At 57.5% G+C, this 21080-nt stretch carries 21 protein-coding genes and 1 pseudogene; 10 read left to right on the top strand and 12 right to left on the bottom strand.

Going from position 1 to position 21080, the window contains the following annotated elements:
- Window positions 1-4 precede the first annotated feature (4 nt).
- From AO353_RS28585 to AO353_RS28570, 4 genes are all read right to left on the bottom strand, one after another.
- The gene (locus AO353_RS28585; RefSeq protein ID WP_054597999.1) at window positions 5-904 is read right to left on the bottom strand and encodes a LysR family transcriptional regulator; all 900 of its coding nucleotides are present in this window, start codon (window positions 902-904) and stop codon (window positions 5-7) included.
- Window positions 905-976: 72 nt separating this feature from the next.
- A complete protein-coding gene (locus tag AO353_RS28580) occupies window positions 977-2365 on the bottom strand; it encodes a heavy metal sensor histidine kinase (RefSeq protein ID WP_054597998.1) in 1389 nt (462 codons plus the stop codon).
- On the bottom strand, window positions 2362-3033 hold the full coding sequence (locus AO353_RS28575; RefSeq protein ID WP_054597997.1) for a heavy metal response regulator transcription factor: 672 nt from the start codon (window positions 3031-3033) through the stop codon (window positions 2362-2364). Before AO353_RS28575 ends, AO353_RS28580 begins: the two co-directional genes overlap by 4 nt.
- A 143-nt stretch (window positions 3034-3176) precedes the next feature.
- Window positions 3177-3431 (bottom strand): DUF2790 domain-containing protein, encoded by a 255-nt coding sequence (locus AO353_RS28570; protein ID WP_054597996.1) that lies wholly within the window; start codon window positions 3429-3431, stop codon window positions 3177-3179.
- 185 nt (window positions 3432-3616) lie between these two features.
- Here AO353_RS28570 and AO353_RS28565 point away from each other — a divergent pair, with 185 nt between their 5' ends.
- Entirely contained in the window at window positions 3617-3931 is a 315-nt protein-coding gene (locus AO353_RS28565; protein WP_054597995.1) for a DUF3303 domain-containing protein, read from the top strand.
- Between the two features lie 17 nt (window positions 3932-3948).
- Here AO353_RS28565 and AO353_RS28560 read toward each other — a convergent pair whose 3' ends face one another.
- Window positions 3949-4872 (bottom strand): LysR family transcriptional regulator, encoded by a 924-nt coding sequence (locus AO353_RS28560; protein WP_054597994.1) that lies wholly within the window; start codon window positions 4870-4872, stop codon window positions 3949-3951.
- Window positions 4873-4994: 122 nt separating this feature from the next.
- On the opposite strand from AO353_RS28560, the gene AO353_RS28555 reads away from it, so the two are divergent.
- Complete coding sequence (locus tag AO353_RS28555) at window positions 4995-5435, top strand: DoxX family protein (protein ID WP_054597993.1); 441 nt, start codon at window positions 4995-4997, stop codon at window positions 5433-5435.
- A gap of 206 nt (window positions 5436-5641) precedes the next feature.
- Here AO353_RS28555 and AO353_RS31945 read toward each other — a convergent pair.
- Window positions 5642-6012, bottom strand: a pseudogene (locus AO353_RS31945) (response regulator transcription factor).
- Window positions 6013-6152: 140 nt separating this feature from the next.
- On the opposite strand from AO353_RS31945, the gene AO353_RS28550 reads away from it, so the two are divergent.
- The gene (locus AO353_RS28550) at window positions 6153-7256 is read left to right on the top strand and encodes a polyamine ABC transporter substrate-binding protein (protein ID WP_054597992.1); all 1104 of its coding nucleotides are present in this window, start codon (window positions 6153-6155) and stop codon (window positions 7254-7256) included.
- Between the two features lie 158 nt (window positions 7257-7414).
- Complete coding sequence (locus AO353_RS28545) at window positions 7415-7672, top strand: hypothetical protein (RefSeq protein WP_054597991.1); 258 nt, start codon at window positions 7415-7417, stop codon at window positions 7670-7672.
- Between the two features lie 56 nt (window positions 7673-7728).
- Here AO353_RS28545 and AO353_RS28540 read toward each other — a convergent pair whose 3' ends face one another.
- Complete coding sequence (locus tag AO353_RS28540; protein ID WP_054597990.1) at window positions 7729-8229, bottom strand: GNAT family N-acetyltransferase; 501 nt, start codon at window positions 8227-8229, stop codon at window positions 7729-7731.
- A 170-nt stretch (window positions 8230-8399) separates the two neighbouring features.
- Here AO353_RS28540 and AO353_RS28535 point away from each other — a divergent pair, with 170 nt between their 5' ends.
- Window positions 8400-9269 (top strand): AraC family transcriptional regulator, encoded by an 870-nt coding sequence (locus AO353_RS28535; RefSeq protein ID WP_054597989.1) that lies wholly within the window; start codon window positions 8400-8402, stop codon window positions 9267-9269.
- A 240-nt stretch (window positions 9270-9509) separates the two neighbouring features.
- Window positions 9510-11039, top strand: a complete 1530-nt coding sequence (locus AO353_RS28530; RefSeq protein ID WP_173859953.1) for a sensor domain-containing diguanylate cyclase — start codon at window positions 9510-9512, stop codon at window positions 11037-11039.
- A gap of 23 nt (window positions 11040-11062) precedes the next feature.
- Here AO353_RS28530 and AO353_RS28525 read toward each other — a convergent pair whose 3' ends face one another.
- Window positions 11063-12082, bottom strand: a complete 1020-nt coding sequence (locus AO353_RS28525; RefSeq protein ID WP_054597987.1) for an SDR family oxidoreductase — start codon at window positions 12080-12082, stop codon at window positions 11063-11065.
- A gap of 111 nt (window positions 12083-12193) precedes the next feature.
- Between AO353_RS28525 and AO353_RS28520 the strand changes: the two genes are divergently transcribed.
- The 3 genes from AO353_RS28520 to AO353_RS28510 all read left to right on the top strand — a co-directional run bounded on the left by AO353_RS28520 (window position 12194) and on the right by AO353_RS28510 (window position 15832).
- Entirely contained in the window at window positions 12194-13075 is an 882-nt protein-coding gene (locus tag AO353_RS28520; protein WP_054598377.1) for a LysR family transcriptional regulator, read from the top strand.
- 315 nt (window positions 13076-13390) lie between these two features.
- Window positions 13391-15040, top strand: a complete 1650-nt coding sequence (gene mqo / locus AO353_RS28515) for a malate dehydrogenase (quinone) (protein ID WP_054597986.1) — start codon at window positions 13391-13393, stop codon at window positions 15038-15040.
- A 336-nt stretch (window positions 15041-15376) separates the two neighbouring features.
- Window positions 15377-15832, top strand: a complete 456-nt coding sequence (locus tag AO353_RS28510) for a type VI secretion system amidase immunity protein Tai4 (protein WP_054597985.1) — start codon at window positions 15377-15379, stop codon at window positions 15830-15832.
- A gap of 307 nt (window positions 15833-16139) precedes the next feature.
- Here the strand turns inward: AO353_RS28510 and AO353_RS28505 are convergent, their stop codons facing one another.
- The 4 genes from AO353_RS28505 to AO353_RS28490 form a co-directional block, all read right to left on the bottom strand.
- Entirely contained in the window at window positions 16140-16820 is a 681-nt protein-coding gene (locus tag AO353_RS28505) for a glutathione S-transferase family protein (protein ID WP_054597984.1), read from the bottom strand.
- A gap of 203 nt (window positions 16821-17023) precedes the next feature.
- On the bottom strand, window positions 17024-17233 hold the full coding sequence (locus AO353_RS28500; protein WP_054598376.1) for a DUF1059 domain-containing protein: 210 nt from the start codon (window positions 17231-17233) through the stop codon (window positions 17024-17026).
- Window positions 17234-17377: 144 nt separating this feature from the next.
- The gene (locus tag AO353_RS28495; RefSeq protein WP_054597983.1) at window positions 17378-18229 is read right to left on the bottom strand and encodes a CAP domain-containing protein; all 852 of its coding nucleotides are present in this window, start codon (window positions 18227-18229) and stop codon (window positions 17378-17380) included.
- Window positions 18230-18409: 180 nt separating this feature from the next.
- Window positions 18410-19867, bottom strand: a complete 1458-nt coding sequence (locus AO353_RS28490; RefSeq protein ID WP_054597982.1) for an MFS transporter — start codon at window positions 19865-19867, stop codon at window positions 18410-18412.
- Between the two features lie 142 nt (window positions 19868-20009).
- Between AO353_RS28490 and AO353_RS28485 the strand changes: the two genes are divergently transcribed.
- The gene (locus tag AO353_RS28485; RefSeq protein WP_054597981.1) at window positions 20010-20993 is read left to right on the top strand and encodes a LysR family transcriptional regulator; all 984 of its coding nucleotides are present in this window, start codon (window positions 20010-20012) and stop codon (window positions 20991-20993) included.
- Window positions 20994-21080 lie beyond the last annotated feature (87 nt).

Genomic DNA, 21080 nt, shown 5'->3' with positions numbered 1-21080 from the left:
CTGTTCATTTCAACGTGGAAAAATGCTCCACCAGCCAGTCGATGAACACGCGAACCCGATTGCTGAGGTTGCGGTTGGGCGGGTAGGCGACATGAAAGGGATACGGGGCTGGGCGCCAGTCTTGCAGGATGGGTACCAGTACTTCGGTCTCGATGTAGGGTTGCACTGCATAGTTGAACGTATGGATTACCCCCAGCCCCGCTAGTCCCGCAGCAATGTGCGCGTTGCTTTCATTGACACTCAGTACACCGCTGCCGATCACTTCGAATTTCTCGTCACCTCGCTGAAATACTGCCGGGATCACTCGATTGGTTCGAGCCGATTGATAACAGATGACGCGATGATCGTTTTCCAGTTCCCGTGGATGAGCGGGAACACCAAAACGTTGCAGATAGGCGGGTGTGGCGCAGGTGATCCAGGATGCCTGGCCCAGGAATCTGGCCGCCAGGGACTGCTCCATGAGGGGGCCGCCGCGTATGACACAGTCGACGTTGTCGCTGATCAAATCGACATGCCGATCGCTCACGCCCAAGTCGATCTCAATGTCGGGAAAACGCGCAAAGAATTCAGGCAGGGCGGGAATGATCAGTGCGGTCGCCACGGAGCTACCGACATCGACATGGATTTTCCCGCGAGGATTGAACAGCGTGCTTTGAAAACCGGCATCAATCTCCTCCAGGTCCCGGATGATTCGTGCGGTTTGCTCATAATATTTGGCCCCGTCTGCGGTGACGGTCACGCTGCGAGTGGTGCGTTGTAGCAAGCGCACGCGCAGAAAACTTTCCAGCTCCTGTATCAGCTTGCTCACCGAAGTTTTTGGCATTTCCAAAGAGTCGGCTGCCTTGGTAAATGAACCTGCTTCGACGACCCGGGCAAACACGCGAATGGCTAAAAGTTGGTTCATGCTCGGTTGTGCCCAGTGGGTGAGTTCGGTCGCAGTCTAGTGTGTCAGGAGCAGAAAACCGAACTGACGCCCTTACTGTTCCCGTATCGGGAAAAACAGATCGAAACAGGTCACGCCATTTTCGCTGGTGACGCTGTAGCGGCCACTGTGCAGTTGCATGATCGTGGCGACGATCGAAAGCCCCAGGCCATTGGACTGGGCCGAGCGCTCGCGTGATGGGTCAACGCGGTAGAAACGCTCGAATAATCTTGGAAGGTGTTCCGCCGGAATGGTGGTTCCGTAGTTGCGCACGCGCAGATTGATGCCGTCCTCGGACGGTGTGGCCTGGATCAACAGTTCGGAATGAGGTGCGCCATATTTGATCGCATTGGCGCACAGGTTGGCCAAGGCGCGGCGTAGCAGCATGGGCTCGGCCCAGATAAGGCCGTCGCCCTCCGCGCGGATGGTCATGTCGACGTCCGCGGCCAGGCCTTCAAAGTAATCGGCTACGCGTTCCAGCTCGTCGGCGGCACCCAGTTCCTGGCGCTGATCACGAGCGCTACCGGGATCAGTACGAGCAAGGAACAGAATGTTGTCGAGCATGCGTGCCAGGCGTTCGAGTTCTTCGACGTTGGAGGCGAGCAACTGCTGGTAATGTTCCACGCTGCGGTTCTTATGCATGGCGACCTGGATTTCGCCCAGCAAGTTGTTGATGGGTGTGCGCAGTTCGTGGGCCATGTCGGTCGAGACCTGGCTCAGTTGCGCAAAACCCTTGGCGAGTCGCTCAAGCATGGTGTTGAAGGAGTCGATCATTGGCAGCAACTCCTTCGGAGCACCTTGGCTGTCGAGTCGCTCTGTCAGGTTGCCGATGCCGATACCGTGGGCTTGTTGCGCCAGGCGCCTGACGGGCAACAAGCCGCGGTGAACCAGGGCATATCCCGCCAGCGCCAGGACGATCGCCGCGAGGCTGGCGAGGATGTAAACGCTGAGACGATAGCTGGCGAGTACGGCGGTTCGTTCGGTCATCAGGCAGCCAACGGTCAGTTTCAGCTTGCCCGAGTCGATACTTGCGGAGATGGCCGCAAAAGGTGTTCCGTTCACGGCGGGTAGATGCTGTACATCGGTCAGTGACAGGGAATGGTCCATGGTCACGGGAGTGAGGTCGGGAATATCGATATGACGAGGATTGACCTGCAGTAACGGGGCTTCCCCTGGAACGCCAATCGTGAGTATGTATTCGCGATTGCCCAGCATGTTCTGAAACAGCATAGGTTTGGTCTTGATCAGTTCCAGCGTATTGCTGCCATTAAGAAAAGTACGCAACTGATCAATGCGGTAGACCAGAGTGGACTCGTCACGTCGGATCAGTTCGCGTTCAAGATCGCGATACAGTGCGACGCCGGTGGTGGCCATCAGGGCGAAGGCCAGCAAGGCGAACACCACGGCCAGGCGCAGGGTGAGGGAGTAATGACGACGGTTCATGGTTGCGTATCGAAGCGGTAGCCAACGCCCCGCACACTGTGGATCAGCTTCAGCTGGAAAGGGTCGTCGATTTTCAGGCGCAGGCGTCGCACCGCCACGTCGACCACGTTGGTGTCGCTGTCAAAGTTCATGTCCCAGACCCGGGAGGCGATCAGTGAACGCGACAGCACCTGATCCTGATGCGTGGCGAACAGGTGCAACAACGCAAACTCTTTGTTTGTCAGCGTCACGCGCACGCCGGCGCGGGTGACGCGGCGTTTGATGACGTCAATCTGCAGGTCGGCGATCTGCAGTTGCTCTTCTTCCCGGGTCGGACCCCGACGGGTCAGGGTGCGCAGGCGTGCGACCAGTTCGGCGAAAGAAAAGGGTTTGATCAGGTAGTCGTCGGCCCCCAGCTCCAGGCCTTTGATTCGGTCGGCGATGTCATCGCGCGCGGTCAGGAACAGTACCGGCGTGTCGGCTTCCTTGCGCAGGCGGCGCAGTACTTCCCAGCCGTCCATTTTCGGCATCATCACATCCAGCACGATGACGTCGAAAGGCGTTTCCAGGGCCAGGTATAAACCCTCGGCGCCATCGCGGGCCAGGCTGACGGAGTATCCCTGCTCCTGCAGACCATTGAGTAAGTAATTGCCCGCCTTGGGCTCGTCTTCCACGACAAGGATGTTCATGAGAATGACCTTGGTTCGGTGTCGGCCTTCAACCCAAAAGAACGGGCCTGAACGCCGAGAGCAGGTCGCGCAATTTTAGCCCAATCATCAGGTTTTGTTGCGTATTGCCTGCTCCCGGACAGTCATGTGTATACCGCATTCCATCAGTTTCCGTTGGTGCAACGTCCTTGAACCGAATAGTCCAGCACATGTTCCTGACCCTGATGATCCAGGTAATCGAGACGGGCTGGAGTGACGTCACATTGGTCCGGAATTTCAGTCATGGACAGGACTTTCGCAACGTCCAGGTGGACGAAGAAACCGGTCCTGTCGTGGATCACCGCCGAAGTGTCGCTGGTACCGGCGAAGGCTGAGCCGGTGGCGAGGAGGGTGGCGAGTCCGAGCGTTAACAGTTTCATGGCAGTATCTCCTTGTCTGAAGTGGTCTGCCTGTTGTTTGGCAGTGAGTTCACGGTAACAAGGCAACTCCAACAGCCGACGAACAGGGCCATTACAAAGTTGTAATACAAGGGCGGGTGACTGGAGGCGATTGAAGCGAGAAGTTGCATCGAGAACTATCCTTACCTCTCCAGAGGAGGATGGCGATGAAGTACATGATCAGCTGGTTTGAACGGCCACAAGGTTCGCCTGCGGAGTACGAGAGTGCGCAGAAACGGATCCTGGAGGTGTTCGGTCAATGGAAAGCCCCGGACAATTTCAAGATCGAGGTGTTTGTCGTGCGCGTGGGCGAGTGGGGCGGACACATGCTGGTGGAGTGCGACGATCCGCTGGCGGTTCACAAGGTTTGCTCGACGTTTCCTGCGTTTGAATTCCAGGCGCGACCGGTGGTTGCCGTCGAGGACGCGGTCCGGGTCGAACTCGAAGCAATCGCCTGGCGCGATGGCCTGAAACCCCAGTGATGCAGATTATCCCGGTGCTATCGAAGAGCGGGCGGATCGCCCGCTGAGCTTTGTTGAATGAACCGATCAATCAACCACCTTGCGGCGGGTCCTGGCGGCAGGTCCGTGCGATAGATGGCGTCGAAGGTGTACATCCCGCTTTTGTATTCTGGCATTTTCAGGTGGACGAGTCGGCCAGCATCCAGATCTTCCCGGACTATCGTGATCGGCATGTTCCCCCAGCCAATGCCTTCACGCAGCAACATGTGTTTGGCTCCCAGGTCGGCCAGCCTCCAGGTGCGGGTACTGAGGACTGCGAAATCCTTGTCTTTTGTCAGGAGCGAACGGTCGGACAGCACAAGCTGGATGAACTCACGTCCAGCACCTGGAATATTCAACGCGCTTGAGGCCAGTGGATGATTGGGGGCTGCCACCGGAATCAGCTCGACACTGCCGACTGCAATTCTTTCGATACCATCAATCCCCTCATTCATCGGGCCACTGACGCCGACGGACGCGCCGCCGTTGATCACCAGTTGAGTGACTGCACCGAGCGCCTCCATATGCAGGTGGAGTGCAACCGTAGGAAATTCCTCTCGAAATGATTTGAGTGCGTCCACCACGCGCTCAGCGGGAAGCATCACATCCAGTACCACATGAACTTCAGCTTCGAGCCCCTGAAGCAGGCCTTTTACTTTGGCGCGTAACCCATGAATGCCATTGGCGATGGTTCTGGCTTCGGCCAGCACGGTGCGGCCGGCGTCGGTGAGTTGGGGTTTGCGCGTCGTATGGCGGTCAAATAGCGACACGCCGAGTTGCATCTCAAGATTGGCGATCGAGTAGCTGATGACTGAAGTGGCTCGGTGCAGTTTTCGTGCGGCGGCTGCAAAACTGCCGACCTCGACAACTGTCAGGAACACACGCAGTTGATCGAGAGTGGGAGTGCCTGGGTCTGAGATCATTTCTATTTACTCGAACGTAATCGTCGAAATTAGTCGGCTATTGCGATTGTAGAGTGGGTGGCAGACTTTCTTCAACGCGGTGCTCCAATGGTGGATGCGCCCAACTTGATGGAAGAACGACCATGTCCCAATCTGCAGCGACTACCTCCAAAGATACCCATGAACTGTCCAGTGCTGTCGCTACCACCGCCACGGCGGCGCTGGTCGGCCGTGTGTTCCTCAGCGCCATCTTCATCCTCTCGGGCATCTCCAAGCTGAGCGCCCCGGCGATGATGATCGGCTACATCGGTTCGGTGGGTTTGCCATTCCCGCAACTCGCTCTGGCGTTGGCCATCATCATCGAGATCGGTGGCGGTATTGCGCTGATCGCTGGCTACCGCACCCGTGCCGTGGCGCTGGTGCTTGCGCTGTTCAGTGTGATCACCGCGCTGGCATTCCATAACAGCCTGGGCGACCAGAACCAGTTCATCCACTTCTTCAAGAACATCGCCATGGCGGGTGGCCTGTTGCAGGTCGTCGCATTCGGCGCTGGTCGTTTCAGCCTCGACGCCCGTCGTCGCTGAGCCAATGGCGCCGCAGTGGATGAACGCGTGCGGCGCCTCTCAGGTTCATCTTTCGAAATACTCCGAGAATTCACCATGAAAGCCATACGTGTGCATGAATACGGCAACCCGGATGTGCTGTCTTCGGCTTCGTTGTCGAAAACCTGCCGAGTAAGCACCGGGCGAAGGTTTCCTTCTGCCCGATGTCCAGCTTCGAGTCGCTCACTTCAATTTATAGGGGAGGTATCCTGTTTTGGCATAAAGAAACGCGAAAATAGTTCGGATTGTGATTTGATGTTTAATTTGGCGTAAATATTGCGGCGGTGAACTTTTATCGTCTCTGTCGACAGGGAAAGTTTTCCGGCTATCTCTTTGTTAGAGAAACCACCCAGTAGCAATTTGAGTGCGTCATTTTCGCGTGTTGTTATTTGTTCTTGATTGAAGTGGATGTTGCTGCCAGCGGAAATGCATAGTTATCGATTTGCACGTATTCATTTAATGTGCGAATAAGCGATCTCCAGAACTCTGGACGGTTCAACTGCATGATCAGCTTTCCAATCGATCGGTGCCAGGCCAGGCTATGAAGGTCGAACGGCATTTTCTACCCCTTTAGGGTTAGGGAATCGTCGGTCAGGGGTAAGTATTCGTAGGTATTTACTATTCGCTAGTGCCCGGTATATTCACTATTCAGGGCTTGGAATGGCCATGAGGGCACATCGTCTTGACAAGGATAGTTGCATGAGAAAATCACCTTTGCGAAGCATTTTTTCAGCCTCGCTTCTCTGTGTAGGGATCAGCACATCAGTGGCGGCTGTAGAGCCTGGGATGTATCTGTATAACTGGTTTGGGCTTATCGCACCGGAGACCCCAAAGGAGTTTGAGCAGGAAACCGGTACCAGAATGCAGATGGATGCGTTCGACAGTGCCGAAATCATGCAGAGTAAGGTAATGGCTGGGCGCACGGGGTATGACGTGGTGGTGGCTACCTCCGATGTGTTGCCAAGCCTGATCCAGGCGGGAGTCCTTCAGCCCCTGGATCGTCATCAACTGAGTAATTTGTCACATATCGATCCTGAGATCTTGTCCCAGCTCGCGGTCAATGATCCTGGTAATCGCTACGCTGTGCCCTATTTATGGGGCACTACCGGCATTGGCTATGACGTTGATAAAGTCAAAGCAGCATTGGGCGATGATGCTCCGGTGAATAGCTGGGACCTGATCTTCAAAGAAGAAAACATCAGCAAACTCCAGTCGTGTGGTGTGGCAATGCTCGACTCTCCCAGTGAGATCGTTTCGATTGCTTTGCATTACCTTGGGCTCCCCAGCAACAGCAGGAACCCGGATGATTACCAGAAAGCACAAGCCCTGCTGTTAAAAATCCGCCCCTACGTCCTCTATTTCGACTCATCCAGAATCGACGCTGACCTGGCGGATGGCAATATTTGTGCGGTTGTGGGATGGGCTAATGGCGCCCTTGCTGCGCGGGCCATAAACGAGAAGTCCAACACTGGACGCAAGATTGCCTACAGCCTTCCTCGCGAGGGCGCGCTGGTGTGGTCGGAAAATCTGGTTCTGCTAAAAAACGCACCTCACCCGAAGGAAGGGTTGGCGTTTATTAATTATATGTTGCGACCAGAAGTTATTGCCAAGACCTCAAACCACACGCTGTACCCTAACGCTAATAAAGATGCCACTAAGTTTGTCGAGCGGAAGCTGGCAGACAATCCTTGGGTTTACCCGGATCAAAAGACGATTGCTACACTTATTCCACTTGAACCGCTGCCATTGAAGTTGGAGCGTGTCCGCACCCGAGTTTGGAGCAAAGTTAAGACTGGCATTTGATCTGGCTGGGGTGTTGTCTTTACTGAAGAGTTGCTTCTGCTTCCGGCGATAGTCAGCGTTTATTTAAAATGCGGGTCATCACGTAGGGAGCAGGGGCTGCCTTTATCAGTCGACTGACTAAAGGGTTGTCACAGCAGTTCAAGGGAAGGAGAAAAGTCATGCGTCAAGGTGATTGCCAATGCTACGTGGAGTCGGACGAATACAAAGCCTACAAGGAAATTGAGGAACAGATCGCCCATTGCACGCCCGAACAAGCCTGGGCCATGTATTACGTCTCGGCCGGAGTGGTGCGTCAAAACATCGCCATGGCGGTGACGGAGCACATCGCCAGGGGTAACAAGGCTCTGCTGGTTGAGTTTCCCGAATTTGCACCGGCTGCTACGGCTCATGTGTTGCCTGCGCGGTCTCTTGACTGACTTGCATCAGCCTTGAAGGCGCCCGTTCTACAGGTGTTGGCCAATCATTCACTGGTCTAAATCGAAAGGCCAAATCGATATTCGTGCTCTGTCCCTTCTTGCCGAAAGGCATGTTCGATCGAGAAGCCACACCGTTCCAGTACTTTTGCCGAGCCGATATTGCCAGCGTATACGTTGGCAACCAGTTGTTTAAGGTTCCAATGCAGCTGCGCCTCCTGGATCAGACGCCTCACCGCTTGCGTTGCCAGTCCCTGGCCGCAAGCGCTTTGAGCAATCCGATAGCCGACTTCTGCCGAGCGCTCGGCTATGTCGATGCCTTTCAGGTTCGCTCGACCCACTATTTTTCCGTCAGGATCTTCGATGACAAACGGGTGCCAGGTTCTGGCGGCAAAATCGGATAAATAAGCGGCAATGTGGTCGGTGACACCTTGTATCGAGTAAAAAGCAGAATCGCGCGCGTCAATGTGGCGCTCAAACCATTCGCGATTGTCCAGTTCAAATGTCAGTAATGCCTCAGTATCGGTACTTTGAAGGGTACGAATTCTGATGGGCTTCATAAGGTTGCTCCTTTTTCTGTCACCGAGGGCAACGTTTTCCGTGTGGTCGCCTGATCGTAAAGGGATGCGTCTTTACTGGCTACCCAAGCGCTTTGAGCAAACGCGGCTAGGCGCGTTCATGCCGGCATGGTCGATCCTGTGCCTACCGTACTTCCCGGAGCCTTTATCCAGTGTCTGACATGCCGACCAACGCCGCCTATGCGAAACGCTTCAACGCCGTACTCGCCTACATTGACGCCAACCTCGAAGGTGTCCTTTCGGTGAAGACATTGAGCCGTGTGGCGAACTTTTCGGAATTTCACTTCCATCGGCAATTCACCGCGTTCGTGGGCGTACCGGTCTCACGTTATGTGCAACTGATGCGGCTACGACGCGCGGCGCATTGCCTGGCCTCCCTTGCGGATCATTCGGTGCTGGACGCCGCACTCGGTGCCGGCTTTGAAAGCCCCGAGGCATTCTCCAGGGCGTTCAGGCGGGCGTTCGGTATGACGCCGAGTGCATTCAGGAAGCAACCGAACTGGCAGGTCTGGGGTGCGGTGTTTGCAATTCCTCATTTTTCCAGGAGCATCATCATGCAGGTACGAATCGTGGAGTTTTCCGAAGTCAGGGTCGCAGCGCTTGAGCACTGCGGGCCAACCGGGCTCATCGATGAGAGCGTGCGCAAGTTCATCGAGTGGCGTACGCAGAGCGGACAGTCGCCGGTGGCATCGAGTCGCACCTTTGGCATTCCCTACGGCAATCCCGATACGACACCGCCGGAAGAATTCCGCTTCGCCATGTGCGGCGAGATTCACGAGGCCGTGGCGCCGAATGAGTTTGGCGTGCGCGAACTCGTCATTCCTGGCGGCCGCTGCGTGGTGGTGCGACACGTGGGCTCGACGGATCATATCGGCGAAACGATCTATCCGATCTACCGCGACTGGCTTCCTGCCAGCGGTGAGGAGCTTCGTGACCATCCGCTGTACTTCGATTACCTGAGTGTCTATCCCGAGACACCGCACGATCAGTGGCAGACCGATATTTATATTCCGTTGCAATAGCGGTTGCGGCGCACGTTGCTTTCGACCCGGTGCTGTCGCTGGGCTATTGAGTGAGCGGCGGAGCCCTGTATCAGGGCTCCGCTGAATGGCGACTCTCTCACTGCTTCGAAGCAACGCTAGCAGGCTCTGGCGTGGAAGAAAGATGGCCAATAGCTTTCATTTCAGTCATTTGTACCGTTCGAAGGCGTTTATACTGCGCAGGCTTTTGATCAATGCGCGCTCAACCGCCCGGGTACTCACTTGAAACGCGACCTTCGACTTGCCACTTTGCTGACCTCCCTGGTGTGTGTATCCGTGGTGGTGCTGACTGTCTGGCAGATCTGGACAGCCCGTGAGAACACCCTGAGTGACATCGAAACCGACACGTTGAATTTGACCAAGGCACTCAACACGTACACCGAGGGCACGTTCAAGCAAAGTGAAGTGGTACTGCTGGGGCTGACGGACAGGATCGAGAAAGACGGGACCGGCCCGCAGCAGCTCGAACGCCTGAAAGTGCTGGTCGCTCAGGAGATGGGTGCACTGAAGCAATTGAACAGCGTGGCGCTGTATGACGCTCAGGGGGATTGGATATTCTCGACCAACAAGCATGTCTCACCCAACAGCAGCCACGCTGATCGAGCATTCTTCAAGCATCACCGCGACAATTCGGACCGCGGCATCTTCATCGGTCCGGCGATTCTCAGTCGTGCCACTGGCGTCTGGGTGATTTCGGTCAGTCGACGAATCGATCATCCGGATGGAAGTTTTGCCGGGGTGATCGCCGCCACCTTGAGTCTCGAGCACTTCCTCAAGCTCTATCGAACCATGTCCGTTGGGCAGTATGGCGCGATCAGCCTGACCTCATCCGAAGGGCGTCTTCTGGTGCGGTATCCCTTCCAGGAGCAGGACATCGGGCGTGATCTGTCTCGTGCACCGATATTTTCCGAGTACCTGCGCAAGATGTCGTCGGGTACCGTGGACTTTGTTTCAAACGTCGATGGCATCCATCGAATCTACGCGTTCACCAGAAGCGATCAGTATCCCCTCGTGACGACGGTCGCGGTGGGCCAGGACGAGGCCATGCAAGCGTGGTGGAGCCAGACCAGGCAATCGGTTGCGGTGGTGATGGTGTTGCTGGGACTCCTGATTACGCTTGGGCGCAGATTGATTGCCGATATCAGTCATCGTATTCGGGCAGAGGCAGACCTGCGAACCACCCAGACTACGCTGATCGAGCTTAACCAGACGCTGGAAGTTCTCGCCAGCGAAGACAAGCTGACCGGTCTTGCCAATCGCCGGCATTTCGATCAGTTTCTGGATATCGAATTCAAGCGCGCCAAGCGCCAGCGAAGTCCTTTGTCGCTGATCCTGATCGATGTGGATTTTTTCAAGCGTTACAACGATCACTATGGGCATCTCGCCGGAGATGAATGCCTGCGCATCATCAGCCAGTCGATCAAGCAGTGCGTGCGTCGTCCAGCTGACATGACCGCCCGCTACGGCGGTGAAGAAATCGCTGTGGTGATGCCCAACACAGACGAGTCGGGTGCCCGCTCGGTTGCCGAGGCCATTCTCCTCGGCATTGCACAGGCGCGACTTGAACACCTGTCGAGCCCTTTCGGTAGCGTGACCGCCAGCCTCGGGCTGGCGACTTTTACCGCCTACGATAGCGAGCATGATGAAACGTCGCTGATTGACCTGGCCGACCGTGCGCTGTATTTGGCAAAGTCGCAAGGCAGAAATCGCCTGAGTGTCGCCGCTGTTGGCGTGCAAGGCGAATCTGCGTAAACCGCGATGACACTGGTGCAGTGCTAGCGCTTTTCAAACCAGCCATGATCGCGGTACCAGGCCAGCGTATCGGTAAGCGTCTGTTCGACGGGGCGAAACCGCAGGCCAAGCTCTTGTTTGCTCTTGTCAGGGTTGAAATGCGTGCGCCCGGCTTCGCGCACCATCAGGCGCACGGTCGCCATGCTCAGCAGAATCGGCTTGCCGGTCAGGCGCGCATAGAGCTCTTGCGTAAACGCCAAGGCGTACAGCAGCGACAGCGGCAATTGTCGTAGCGGCGTCTTGACACCCGCTATCTTGCCCAGCAAGGGCACCAACTCAGCCATCGTCATGTGGCGTCCCGCTGCCAGGTAACGTTCGCCACTTCGGCCGTGCTGCGCAGCGGCGATTTGCGCCAATGCCACATCGCGGGCATCGACGACAGAGAAACTGCCGGGAACCAGGCCGGGCAGTTTATTGCGCACGACGTCGTTGAGTAATTGCCCCGAGGAAGTCGGGCCAATATCGGCAGGGCCCCACATCCAGCCAGGCAGAACCATGCAGGCATGCAGGTCGGGATGGTCTTCCAGGAACGACAACACGACACGATCAGCGAGGATCTTGCTGCGATAGTAGCCATCAGCATCGGCTTCGTTGCGCAGGCACGTCTCATCGATCGATGTGCCGGGAGCGCCGTCGAGCACGGCAATGGAAGAGGTGTGGATGAAACGGCGAACACCGGCATTGTAGGCGTGCTCAAGCAGGCGCTGCGTGCCTGTCACGTTGATCCTTTCAAGTTCCTCCCAGTGGCTGCCGCCCTTGTAGTTGTCGCGAAAGAACGCCGCCGTGTGAAACACCGAATCGCAGCCTTGCATCGACGCGGCGAAGGCATCGACATCGGCCATGTCACCCACGACCAGTCTCACGCCCGGAAGATCTTTGAACTGTTGTTCACCTTTGGCTCTTGAACGAACCAGGGCTTTGACCTCGTAGCCACCGGCGACCAGTTCACGCACAAGGTTGTTGCCCAGCAAACCGGTTGCGCCGGTGACGAATGTACTGCGCATGTTTCATCCCTACATTGACTAAAGCAGGTAGATATACCGTTGCTGTCACTCCCGAAAAACAGCGACTGCTGCATAATGGTTTTGCACATTTGCAAAGCGGCGGGCATGTACATGAGTTCAGAAGCGAATTGGGACGATCTGCGTCTGTTATTGGCGGTCTCGCGACGTGGCAGCTTTCTTCAGGCCGGCCAATTGTTGGGCATCGCGGCGTCTACAGTGTCCCGACGGATCACTCAGCTTGAGGGTTCACTCGGCGAGCCACTTGTCGAGCGTGGCGTTGAAGGCTGCTGGCTGACCTCGCGGGGCCAATCCCTGGTTGAAGTTGCCCTGGCCGCGGAGGAGGGCTTGAGGCGTCAGGCCGCTGCCGGCGCGTCCGTATTACCAACGGAGCTTTGCGGCAGTGTCCTGGTCAGTGTCGGCGAAGGATTTTCGTCTTGTGTGCTGGAGGCCGCGCATCGCTTTACGTCTTTGCATCCGCGTTGCTCGGTGGAATTGCTGGTCACCGCCGACTTTCACAAGATCGTCCGCGGCGTAGCGGATATCGCTATCCGCACAGCGCACCTGGGCGAGCCATCACTGGTTTATCGACCCATGGGCAAGCTCGCTTATGGCGTCTTCGCTGATGCGGCCTATCTGCAGCGTTTTCCAGCCGTGACTCCAGTCACCGCGGTGAATATTGCCTTGCTCCCGCCGCTGGACATGTTGCCGCAAATGCGTGCGGCACGGGCCGCGGGGCTGGAACGTGCGCAGATCAGAGTGAATTCGTTCGCCGCACAGATCGAAGCGGTAAGGCGAGGGATGGGCGTCGCGGTGCTGCCGCGTATTTTGGCAAAGGACCTGATAGCCGTGTTTCCGGATATCCAGCTGCCGGATATGGAGGTCTATCTGGTGACCCGGCCTCAAGCGTTGAAACAGGCCCACATCAAGTGTTTTTTTGCCATTTTGGAACAGGTGCTGCGCGAGGCCCTTTGTGCAGCACTCGTCGAAGAATGAGAAATTTTTGCGTCTTCGTCGATTCGGCACACTGAGGTAGAATGCCGCGCTCTGGACGCACGTCTGTTCATTTCTGCGTCCGATATTTTAAAAACAGAATTAGTGTCACCCGAGTAGCTGAAGCCAATGACTAATAAAAAGTCAGCGCGGGAGGGGCCTAAACGTGAGACCGATGGTGTCTGTCGGTCTTATATGTCTACCCATCAGTCTTTCTGAGTACAGGGTTCGACGGCATGCGGCATTGCATGCGGTGAGCCCGGGCAGCTCATGATCAAGAGTGGTAGGTGGATGGCGTTCTATCCTAGGTATTACTGAATGTTAAAAAAAGTCAACACAGGGCTACTCGGCCTGGCCATGTCGATGGTCCTCATGCCTTTGCACGCAGCTGAAACAAAGAAAGTCGATGTGCTCCTCATCGGCGGCGGCATCATGAGTTCGACCTTGGGCGTTTATCTCAATGAGCTTGAGCCTGGCATGTCCATGGAGATGGTTGAACGTCTCGATGGCGTCGCCGAGGAAAGCTCGAACGGCTGGAACAACGCCGGCACCGGTCACTCTGCTCTGGCTGAGCTGAACTACACGCCAGAAGACAAGAATGGCAAGGTCGAGATCCCCAAGGCCGTTGAAATCAACGAAGGCTTCCAGATCACGCGTCAATTCTGGGCCTGGCAGGTCAAGAATGGCGTGTTGAAGAATCCCCATTCGTTCATCAACTCCACTCCGCACATGAGCTTTGTGTGGGGCGATGACAACATCAAGTTCTTGAAGAAACGCTACGAAGCCCTGCAGGCGAGCCCGCTGTTTGCCGGCATGCAGTACTCGGAAGACCCGGAGCAGATCAAGAAATGGGTTCCGCTGATGATGGAAGGCCGTGACCCGAATCAAAAGGTCGCAGCAACCTGGACTCCGATTGGTACCGACGTGAACTTCGGCGAGATTACCCGCCAGTTCGTCGGCTATCTGCAAACCAAGCCGAACTTCGCGCTAAAGCTTTCGAGCGAAGTGGAAGACATCAAGCGCAATGAAGATGGCAGCTGGCGCGTTTCCTACAAGAACCTGAAAGACGGTTCCGAAACCCAGACCGACGCCAAATTCGTGTTCATCGGCGCGGGCGGCGGTGCACTGCATCTGCTGCAGAAGTCGGGCATCCCTGAGGCTCAAGAGTATGCAGGCTTCCCGGTCGGCGGCTCGTTCCTGGTGACCGATAACCCGGCAATCGCTGAACAGCACATGGCGAAGGCCTACGGCAAGGCGTCGGTTGGCGCACCGCCGATGTCGGTTCCGCACCTGGATACCCGCGTGCTGGATGGCAAGCGCGTGATTCTGTTTGGCCCATTCGCGACCTTCTCCACGAAGTTCCTGAAAGAAGGCTCTTACTTCGACCTGCTGACCAGCACCACCACGCACAACTTCTGGCCGATGACCAAGGTGGGCATCGAGCAGTACCCACTGGTTGAATACCTGGCCGGCCAGCTGATGCTGTCGGACGACGACCGCATGAATGCCCTGAAGGAATACTTCCCGAATGCCAAGAAGGAAGACTGGCGCCTGTGGCAAGCCGGTCAGCGCGTTCAGATCATCAAGCGTGATGAAGAGAAGGGCGGCATCCTGAAACTGGGCACCGAGCTTGTCAGCTCCCAGGACGGCAGCATTGCCGGTCTGCTGGGTGCATCGCCAGGTGCGTCCACCGCGGCTCCGATCATGCTGGGCGTGCTTGAGAAGATCTTCAAGGACAAGGTCGCGACCCCGGCCTGGCAAGAAAAGCTGCACCAGATCATCCCGAGCTACGGCACCAAGCTGAACGACAGTCCTGAGCGTGTTTACCAGGAATGGACGTACACCAGCCAAATTCTGCAACTTGCCACACCGCCTGTGATTGGCAAGGCAGCGGCCGCGCAACCAGCCGCTCCAGCTCCAGCGCAACCACAGAAAGAAAGCAATCCAGCGACTGATATGGCCCTGTAAGACCAAGCCCCGCCACACACTGTTTGGCGGGGCTTGTTGCTGGACCGATCAGAAACGATAAAGCCCGGACTCGTGCCGGGCTTTATCGTTTCTGGCGTTTGTTCGTATGCATCCGGCCAAGTCATCTACCCAGCCCTGCAAAGCCAGGACATGGTTTCGGGCTATGGCTACCTACTCAGATGTACACCGTTCAGTTTCCCCCGGTGGTCGTAACGCCAAGGGCCGAAGTATGAGGTCCTGATTGTTTGACGGCAGAATGTGTTATGACCACTGCTATTTCAATGGGCCAGGTGTGAACTATCAAACCGACCGCGCAAGCTTCTGGAGATTGTCCTGATGAAATATTTAACTGCGGTCTTGGTACTGGCTTGGGCAGCCGCACCTTCCAATAGTTGGTCCAAGGATGCCCCGAAACACTCTCCACAGGCAGGCGAACGTACCTACGCGCAAAACTACAAGGATATGGTACTGGCAGATTGCATCGCTACCGCCTACAAGAGCGAACCTAAAGCCGCCCAGGATGCCGGAAGCAGTGCCAGTGCGCTTATGGACTGGACCTATTTCGATCTGGAGCAAGCACCTCAAGCCGGTAGACCTCTGATTGACCAGTTTCTGGCTCGTGATTATCACAACCCACTGGTCGAGTCAGAGCGTCAAGGCGTTCGCTTTGAACTGCTCAAATGCCTGGACCTCTATCACAGCAAAGAGTTGGACAGTCAGGTCAGGCAATTGGTCATCAATCCCCAGCATACCTATCGTCAGGACAACCCGGCACGCCCCCAAAAGGATTGACCCGGCACCGCGATTGACGCTGAGTAACCGCTCGGCCGCTCGACTTCGCCAGCTGCTACAAGTTGCGTAATGGTTTCTGGGGTTTTTCAGACAAAAAAAGAGCCTCAAAGCTCTTTGATGGGGAGGAAGTAGAGCCCAGAGGCTCAAGATGCACGTGAAGCAAGTGGTGAGCTTGGTAGGGGTTCAGATCACTCACCACCTACGCAACTGTTGGAGCATTTAACAGTTGCGCAAAACTATCCTAGGAAGGTGGGTGCGTGGGCTCAAGTACCGTTAGTCGAGTGTCGCGGGGGCTTGTATCCGCTCCTCAAGTGATGCCCGGTGCCTGGAGAAACCGTTGGGGGATGGCGTCCGCAAACGGGTAGAGCGAAAAGTAAGGTCGGGCTTCGTCGATGACTCGCTGCACGGAGGGTCTGCGTGTCAACCGGTCGAAATAGGCACTCAAGTGCTTGAATTCGCTCGGGAACGGCACCAGCGTGCTGGCATAGAAAAGCGCCGGGGTTGCGGCGCAATCGGCCAGGCTGAAGTCCTGGCCGGCCATCCAGATTCGCGACGCCATTCGATGGTCGAGCATGGCGTAGGCTGTCTCCAGCATGGACCGTTGTTTGCTCAAATCAGCGTTGGTGCTGTTCAGTCGATCACTGACAATCTGTTGCAGCGGCCCCTGCACATAGTTGTCGAAAAAGCGGTCCCACAGACGCACCTCCAGCGCGGTTTCCCAATCGTTCGGAATCAACCGTTGCTCACCCGGATAGTGGTGATCCAGGTACTCGATGATGATCGTGGCCTCTGGCAGGGCGCGCTGGCGCAGGTGATCACTGATGACCGGGAACTTGACCAGTGGCCAGAGGGCTTGAAGCTCCGCGCGGTCTGCATCGTCTGTCAGGTCGATGATCCGCTTTTCGAATTCGGTAGCGTTTTCGTAAAGCGCGATCAGCACTTTGTGGCAGTACGACGACAGCGGATGGTAGTAAAGAGTCAGCGACATCGTTCAACTCCTCGGTGGTGTTGCCCCCTCATCATAGTCGCTGGAATGACGGCTCGAAGGGGATCACTGGTCGCCACGACAGAACCTGTAGTTGAGTGGGTTGAGCGAGGCGGGCGACAGGCTTCGATAGACGCGTTAAAACTGCGGGGCTCATCAATATGAGCCCCGCAGGCGACTCTGAATCCCCCGCCAAACCTTGTGCATCAAGCGCGTCGGGCTTCTAGCGGCGGCGTGCCATCGTGAAACATGGTCTTCAGTTGCGCGCGCAGTTCTGGCGAATCGACGTGCTTGTGAACACTGACCGCATGCTGCGCGGCGGCATCCAGCAATTCTTTTTCGGAGTCAGCGGACAGTGCGACAGAGCACTTGATTCCGCTTGGAAATTCACGGCAATCGATGTATTTACGCGACATGATGTTCTCCTTCATACGAAGGCAGGCCTGCGCCTGCGTGAACGGACCGCTCGACACGTCACGCAGCCCATCGAACACGAATGCGCGTCGCATCGAGTGTGGTAATCCACACAGTATAGGTCGATCGCCGGATCGCCAAAGTACTTACGGCGTACCGAACATCGCCGTCCAGTAAATTCCCGCATCGCTCTTCGGATCAACCGCATACGCCGCGCCCAGCTCGCGGAACTGCGGGTTCATCAGGTTGGCGCAGTGACCGGGGCTGGACAGCCAGCCATCGACCACCTTGCGCACGGTGTCTTGCCCGGCGGCAATGTTCTCGCCAATCTGCTGGCCGGCGTAGCCTGCCAGTTCGGCCCGATCACCCGGTGTGCGGCCATCGCGGTCCTTGTGGTCGAAGAAGTTGTGATTGGCCATGGACTGGGTGTGCGCCTGGGCGGCTGTCGCCAGCGTGGCGTTCCAGGCCAGCGGTTGGGTGGCGGTAAAGGACTGAGCGCCGCACTGACGCGTTTGCTTGCGGGCGCTGTTGATCATCTCGAGCAGCTTCTGTCCCTCGGCCTGCCAGTCGCCCAGGCGGCCGGCCAACAGTGGGCGCGCGAGCACAATGCGCCATAGAGTTCCTTCATGGCTCACGCCGATATCGACGAACTGCGGGTCCAGCACGACCTGGCAGAAGCTCTCCCGTACAGCCTTCATGGCCGATGGCGCATCTCGCGGGCCGGACAAGGTGATCGCCTGTACGCTGACCATCGGATAAGCCGTACGCGCCAGCGCCTGCTGCAGGTCGCCGATATTGTTGCCGGGCAGGATCAGGCGCGGATCGGCCGCGAGCGGTGGCAGCTCTTGAGACACCAGGCTGGCGCAACGCTGCACCTGGCTGCGGTAGGTGTTGATCGACTCGACCAGCTGCGACTCTTCGGTGGCCACGGCAGTGGCGGCGAACACCAGCCCCAGCGACAACGTGGCAAGACGCATAACGGATGACAGGACGCGCATGGAACTCTCCTTGAGCTGACTGCGCTCATGATGCGCGAATTAGCCCCACCCAGCGCAATGCCTTTTTAGGCTGCAGCCGATTTTGTTTTCCGCGTCATGACCACGGACTACCTCATGACCATCGACTACCTCCGTAGCAGCTGCCGAGGGGGAGCGTAAAGATTGCAGATTTTTATTACGTCACGAGACGTCGGCGGGGAGAGAAGGGCGGGGTGTCAGCGCGCGGCTTCCCTGCGCGATGACGAGCGCAGCGGCGATCAGCGCCAGGGCGACGGCAAATGTGATTCGCATACCGCTGGCAACGGCTTCGGGACGCGCCGTGGTGATGTCGGCTGTTGCCGATGCAAGCACGAACACCGCACCCAACGCGGACGCACCGGTGATCAGCCCCAGATTCCGCGACAGGTTGAGCATGCCGGAGACAACGCCGCGCTGGTCCGGGCGAATATCGCTCATGACCGCGGTGTTGTTGGCCGTCTGGAACAGCGCGTAGCCAATGGTGATGACAACCATCGGGGCGATGTAGCCGAGGATCCCGAGCGTCTCTGGTATCAGCGAGAGCATGAAGCAACCGGTCGCCACTGCGATGAGTCCGAAGACGGTCATGCGTTGTGCGCCAAAACGGTCGGTAAGGCGACCCGCGGGCACCCCGGTCAGCGCCGCGAAAATCGGCCCGACCGACAAGGCCAGCCCGACAATAGCGGCGTCAAGCCCGAGGCCATGCGAGAGATAAAAAGGCCCGACCACCAGCGTCGCCATCATTACCGTCGAGACAAGCGCACTCATGGCGAGACTCCCGCTCAGCACCGGATCGCGGAACATCGCCAATCGAATCAACGGTGAGGCAACTCGCGCTTCGGCGAGCACGAAGAGGCCGACACCGAAGGTTGCCGCCACCAGCAGGGCCACATTGAGTGGACCGAAACTGCCGTGCCCAATCGTCATGGCCAGCGCATACGCCGCAAGCGTCAGTGCCAGCAGCAACGTACCCAACGGATCGAAGCCGGCGCGCTCGGGCTTCGGCGCTTGGCGATCGGCGGGCAGGTAACGATGCGCAAGCAGAAACGTCAGGATGCCCAACGGTACGCTAATCAGAAAGATCGCCTGCCAGCCGAGGTCGGCGATCAGCACGCCGCCGAGCGACGGCCCCAGCGCGGTGCCAATCGCAGACATCGTCCCGAGCAAGCCCATGGCGCTACCGGTCTTTGCCTTCGAAACCGTCTCGCCGACAAAGGCTATGGTCAGGGCCATCATGATGGCCGCGCCGAGGCCTTGCAGCGCCCGGGCGGCAATCAGCAGCCAGAGCGTGGGCGCGACGCTGCACAAGGCCGAGGCCAGCGTGAACAAGAAAATGCCGGCCAGTAGCAACCGCCGACGACCAGTGATATCGCCGAGGCGTCCGACGCTGACGATCAGGGTGGTGATAGCGAGGAGGTAAGCGAGGACGATCCACTGGACCTCCTGGAAGGAGGCGTTGAACGCCTGCGCCAACGTCGGCAAGCCGACGTTGGCGATGCTGGTGCCGAGCGAGGACAGCAACATGGATAACGAAAGGCTGGCGAGGGCCCAGCGAACCGAGGGTACTCGTGGTGCGCTGCCGGCGACGGCCTCATCTCGTGCTGCACTGATTGGCTTCATCATGTTCCCTTTGTTTGGCGACGTCCGAAACGGAGTTGTCAGAAATCTACGCTGGCGCATAACATGGCGGAAGGCGCAGCATTTGCACTTAATTCGTGCGTCTAACGCCTTATCACCCTCACGCCGTACCAAGGGGCGATCCATGTCGACACCCGATCTCAACTTGCTGGTCACCCTTGATGTGCTGCTCGCAGAAGGCAGCGTCGCACGGGCTGCGAAGCGCTTGCGGCTGAGCCCGTCGGCGATGAGTCGGGCACTGGCGCGACTGCGTGAAACCACCGGCGATCCGCTGCTGGTCAGGGCCGGCCGCGGACTTGTGCCCACCCCGAGAGCGCTCGAACTGCGCGAGCAGGTCAGTCAGTTGGTGCAGGATGCCGAGACGGTTCTGCGCCCGGCTGAAGCACTCAACCTCCAACGGCTGGTCCGCACATTCACGCTGCGCACCAGTGAAGGTTTTGTGGAGAGTTTCGGCGCGCAGTTGATTGCACGCGTCAGCGAGCAAGCCCCCGGCGTACGGCTGCGGTTCGTGCAGAAGCCCGATAAAGACAGCACGTCACTTCGCGATGGGAGCGTCGATCTGGAAACGGGTGTGGTGGGGAAAAGTGAAGGCCCCGAGGTGCGTACGCAGGCACTGTTCAGGGACCGTTTCATTGGTGTTGTGCGCAAGGGGCATCCGCTGAGCCAAGGCGAGATCACGCCGGCTCGTTACGCGGCGGGCAAGCACATTTACGTTTCCCGGCGGGGGCTCGACAAGGGCCCGATCGATGAAGCCCTCAAGTCGCTGGAGCTTGCGCGGGAAGTGGTGACTATCGTCGACGGCTTTTCGACCGCAGTGTCGCTCGCCCGGGCCAGCGACATGATCGCCAGCGTTCCGCAGCGGCACACCGAAAACCTGCGCGCCGGTATGCACAGTTTTGCGCTTCCACTCAGCCTGCCGACGTTCACCGTCTCAATGCTCTGGCATCCACGGCTGGATGCCGACCTGGCGCATCGCTGGTTGCGCGGGTGCCTTCGGGAGGTGTGTGCGCAACCCGGCAATGAGCGGGCATTGGACACGAGCGCGGTTGAAGGGGGGGCCTTTCTTGCACCAGCAGATACGAAAAAGCCCGCACAAGGCGGGCTTTGAAAATCGAGTAGGTGGCCGGCGCTGGTCCCCGGCTTACAAGGTTTATCAGGCCTCTCACAGAATTGCACGGGAACAAAAATATGCTCT

It is taken from the genome of Pseudomonas fluorescens (assembly GCF_001307155.1).
Lineage (GTDB): Bacteria > Pseudomonadota > Gammaproteobacteria > Pseudomonadales > Pseudomonadaceae > Aquipseudomonas > Aquipseudomonas helvetica.
Note: the sequence above shows the minus strand (reverse complement) of the source record. Positions and strands in the feature narration are given on the sequence as shown.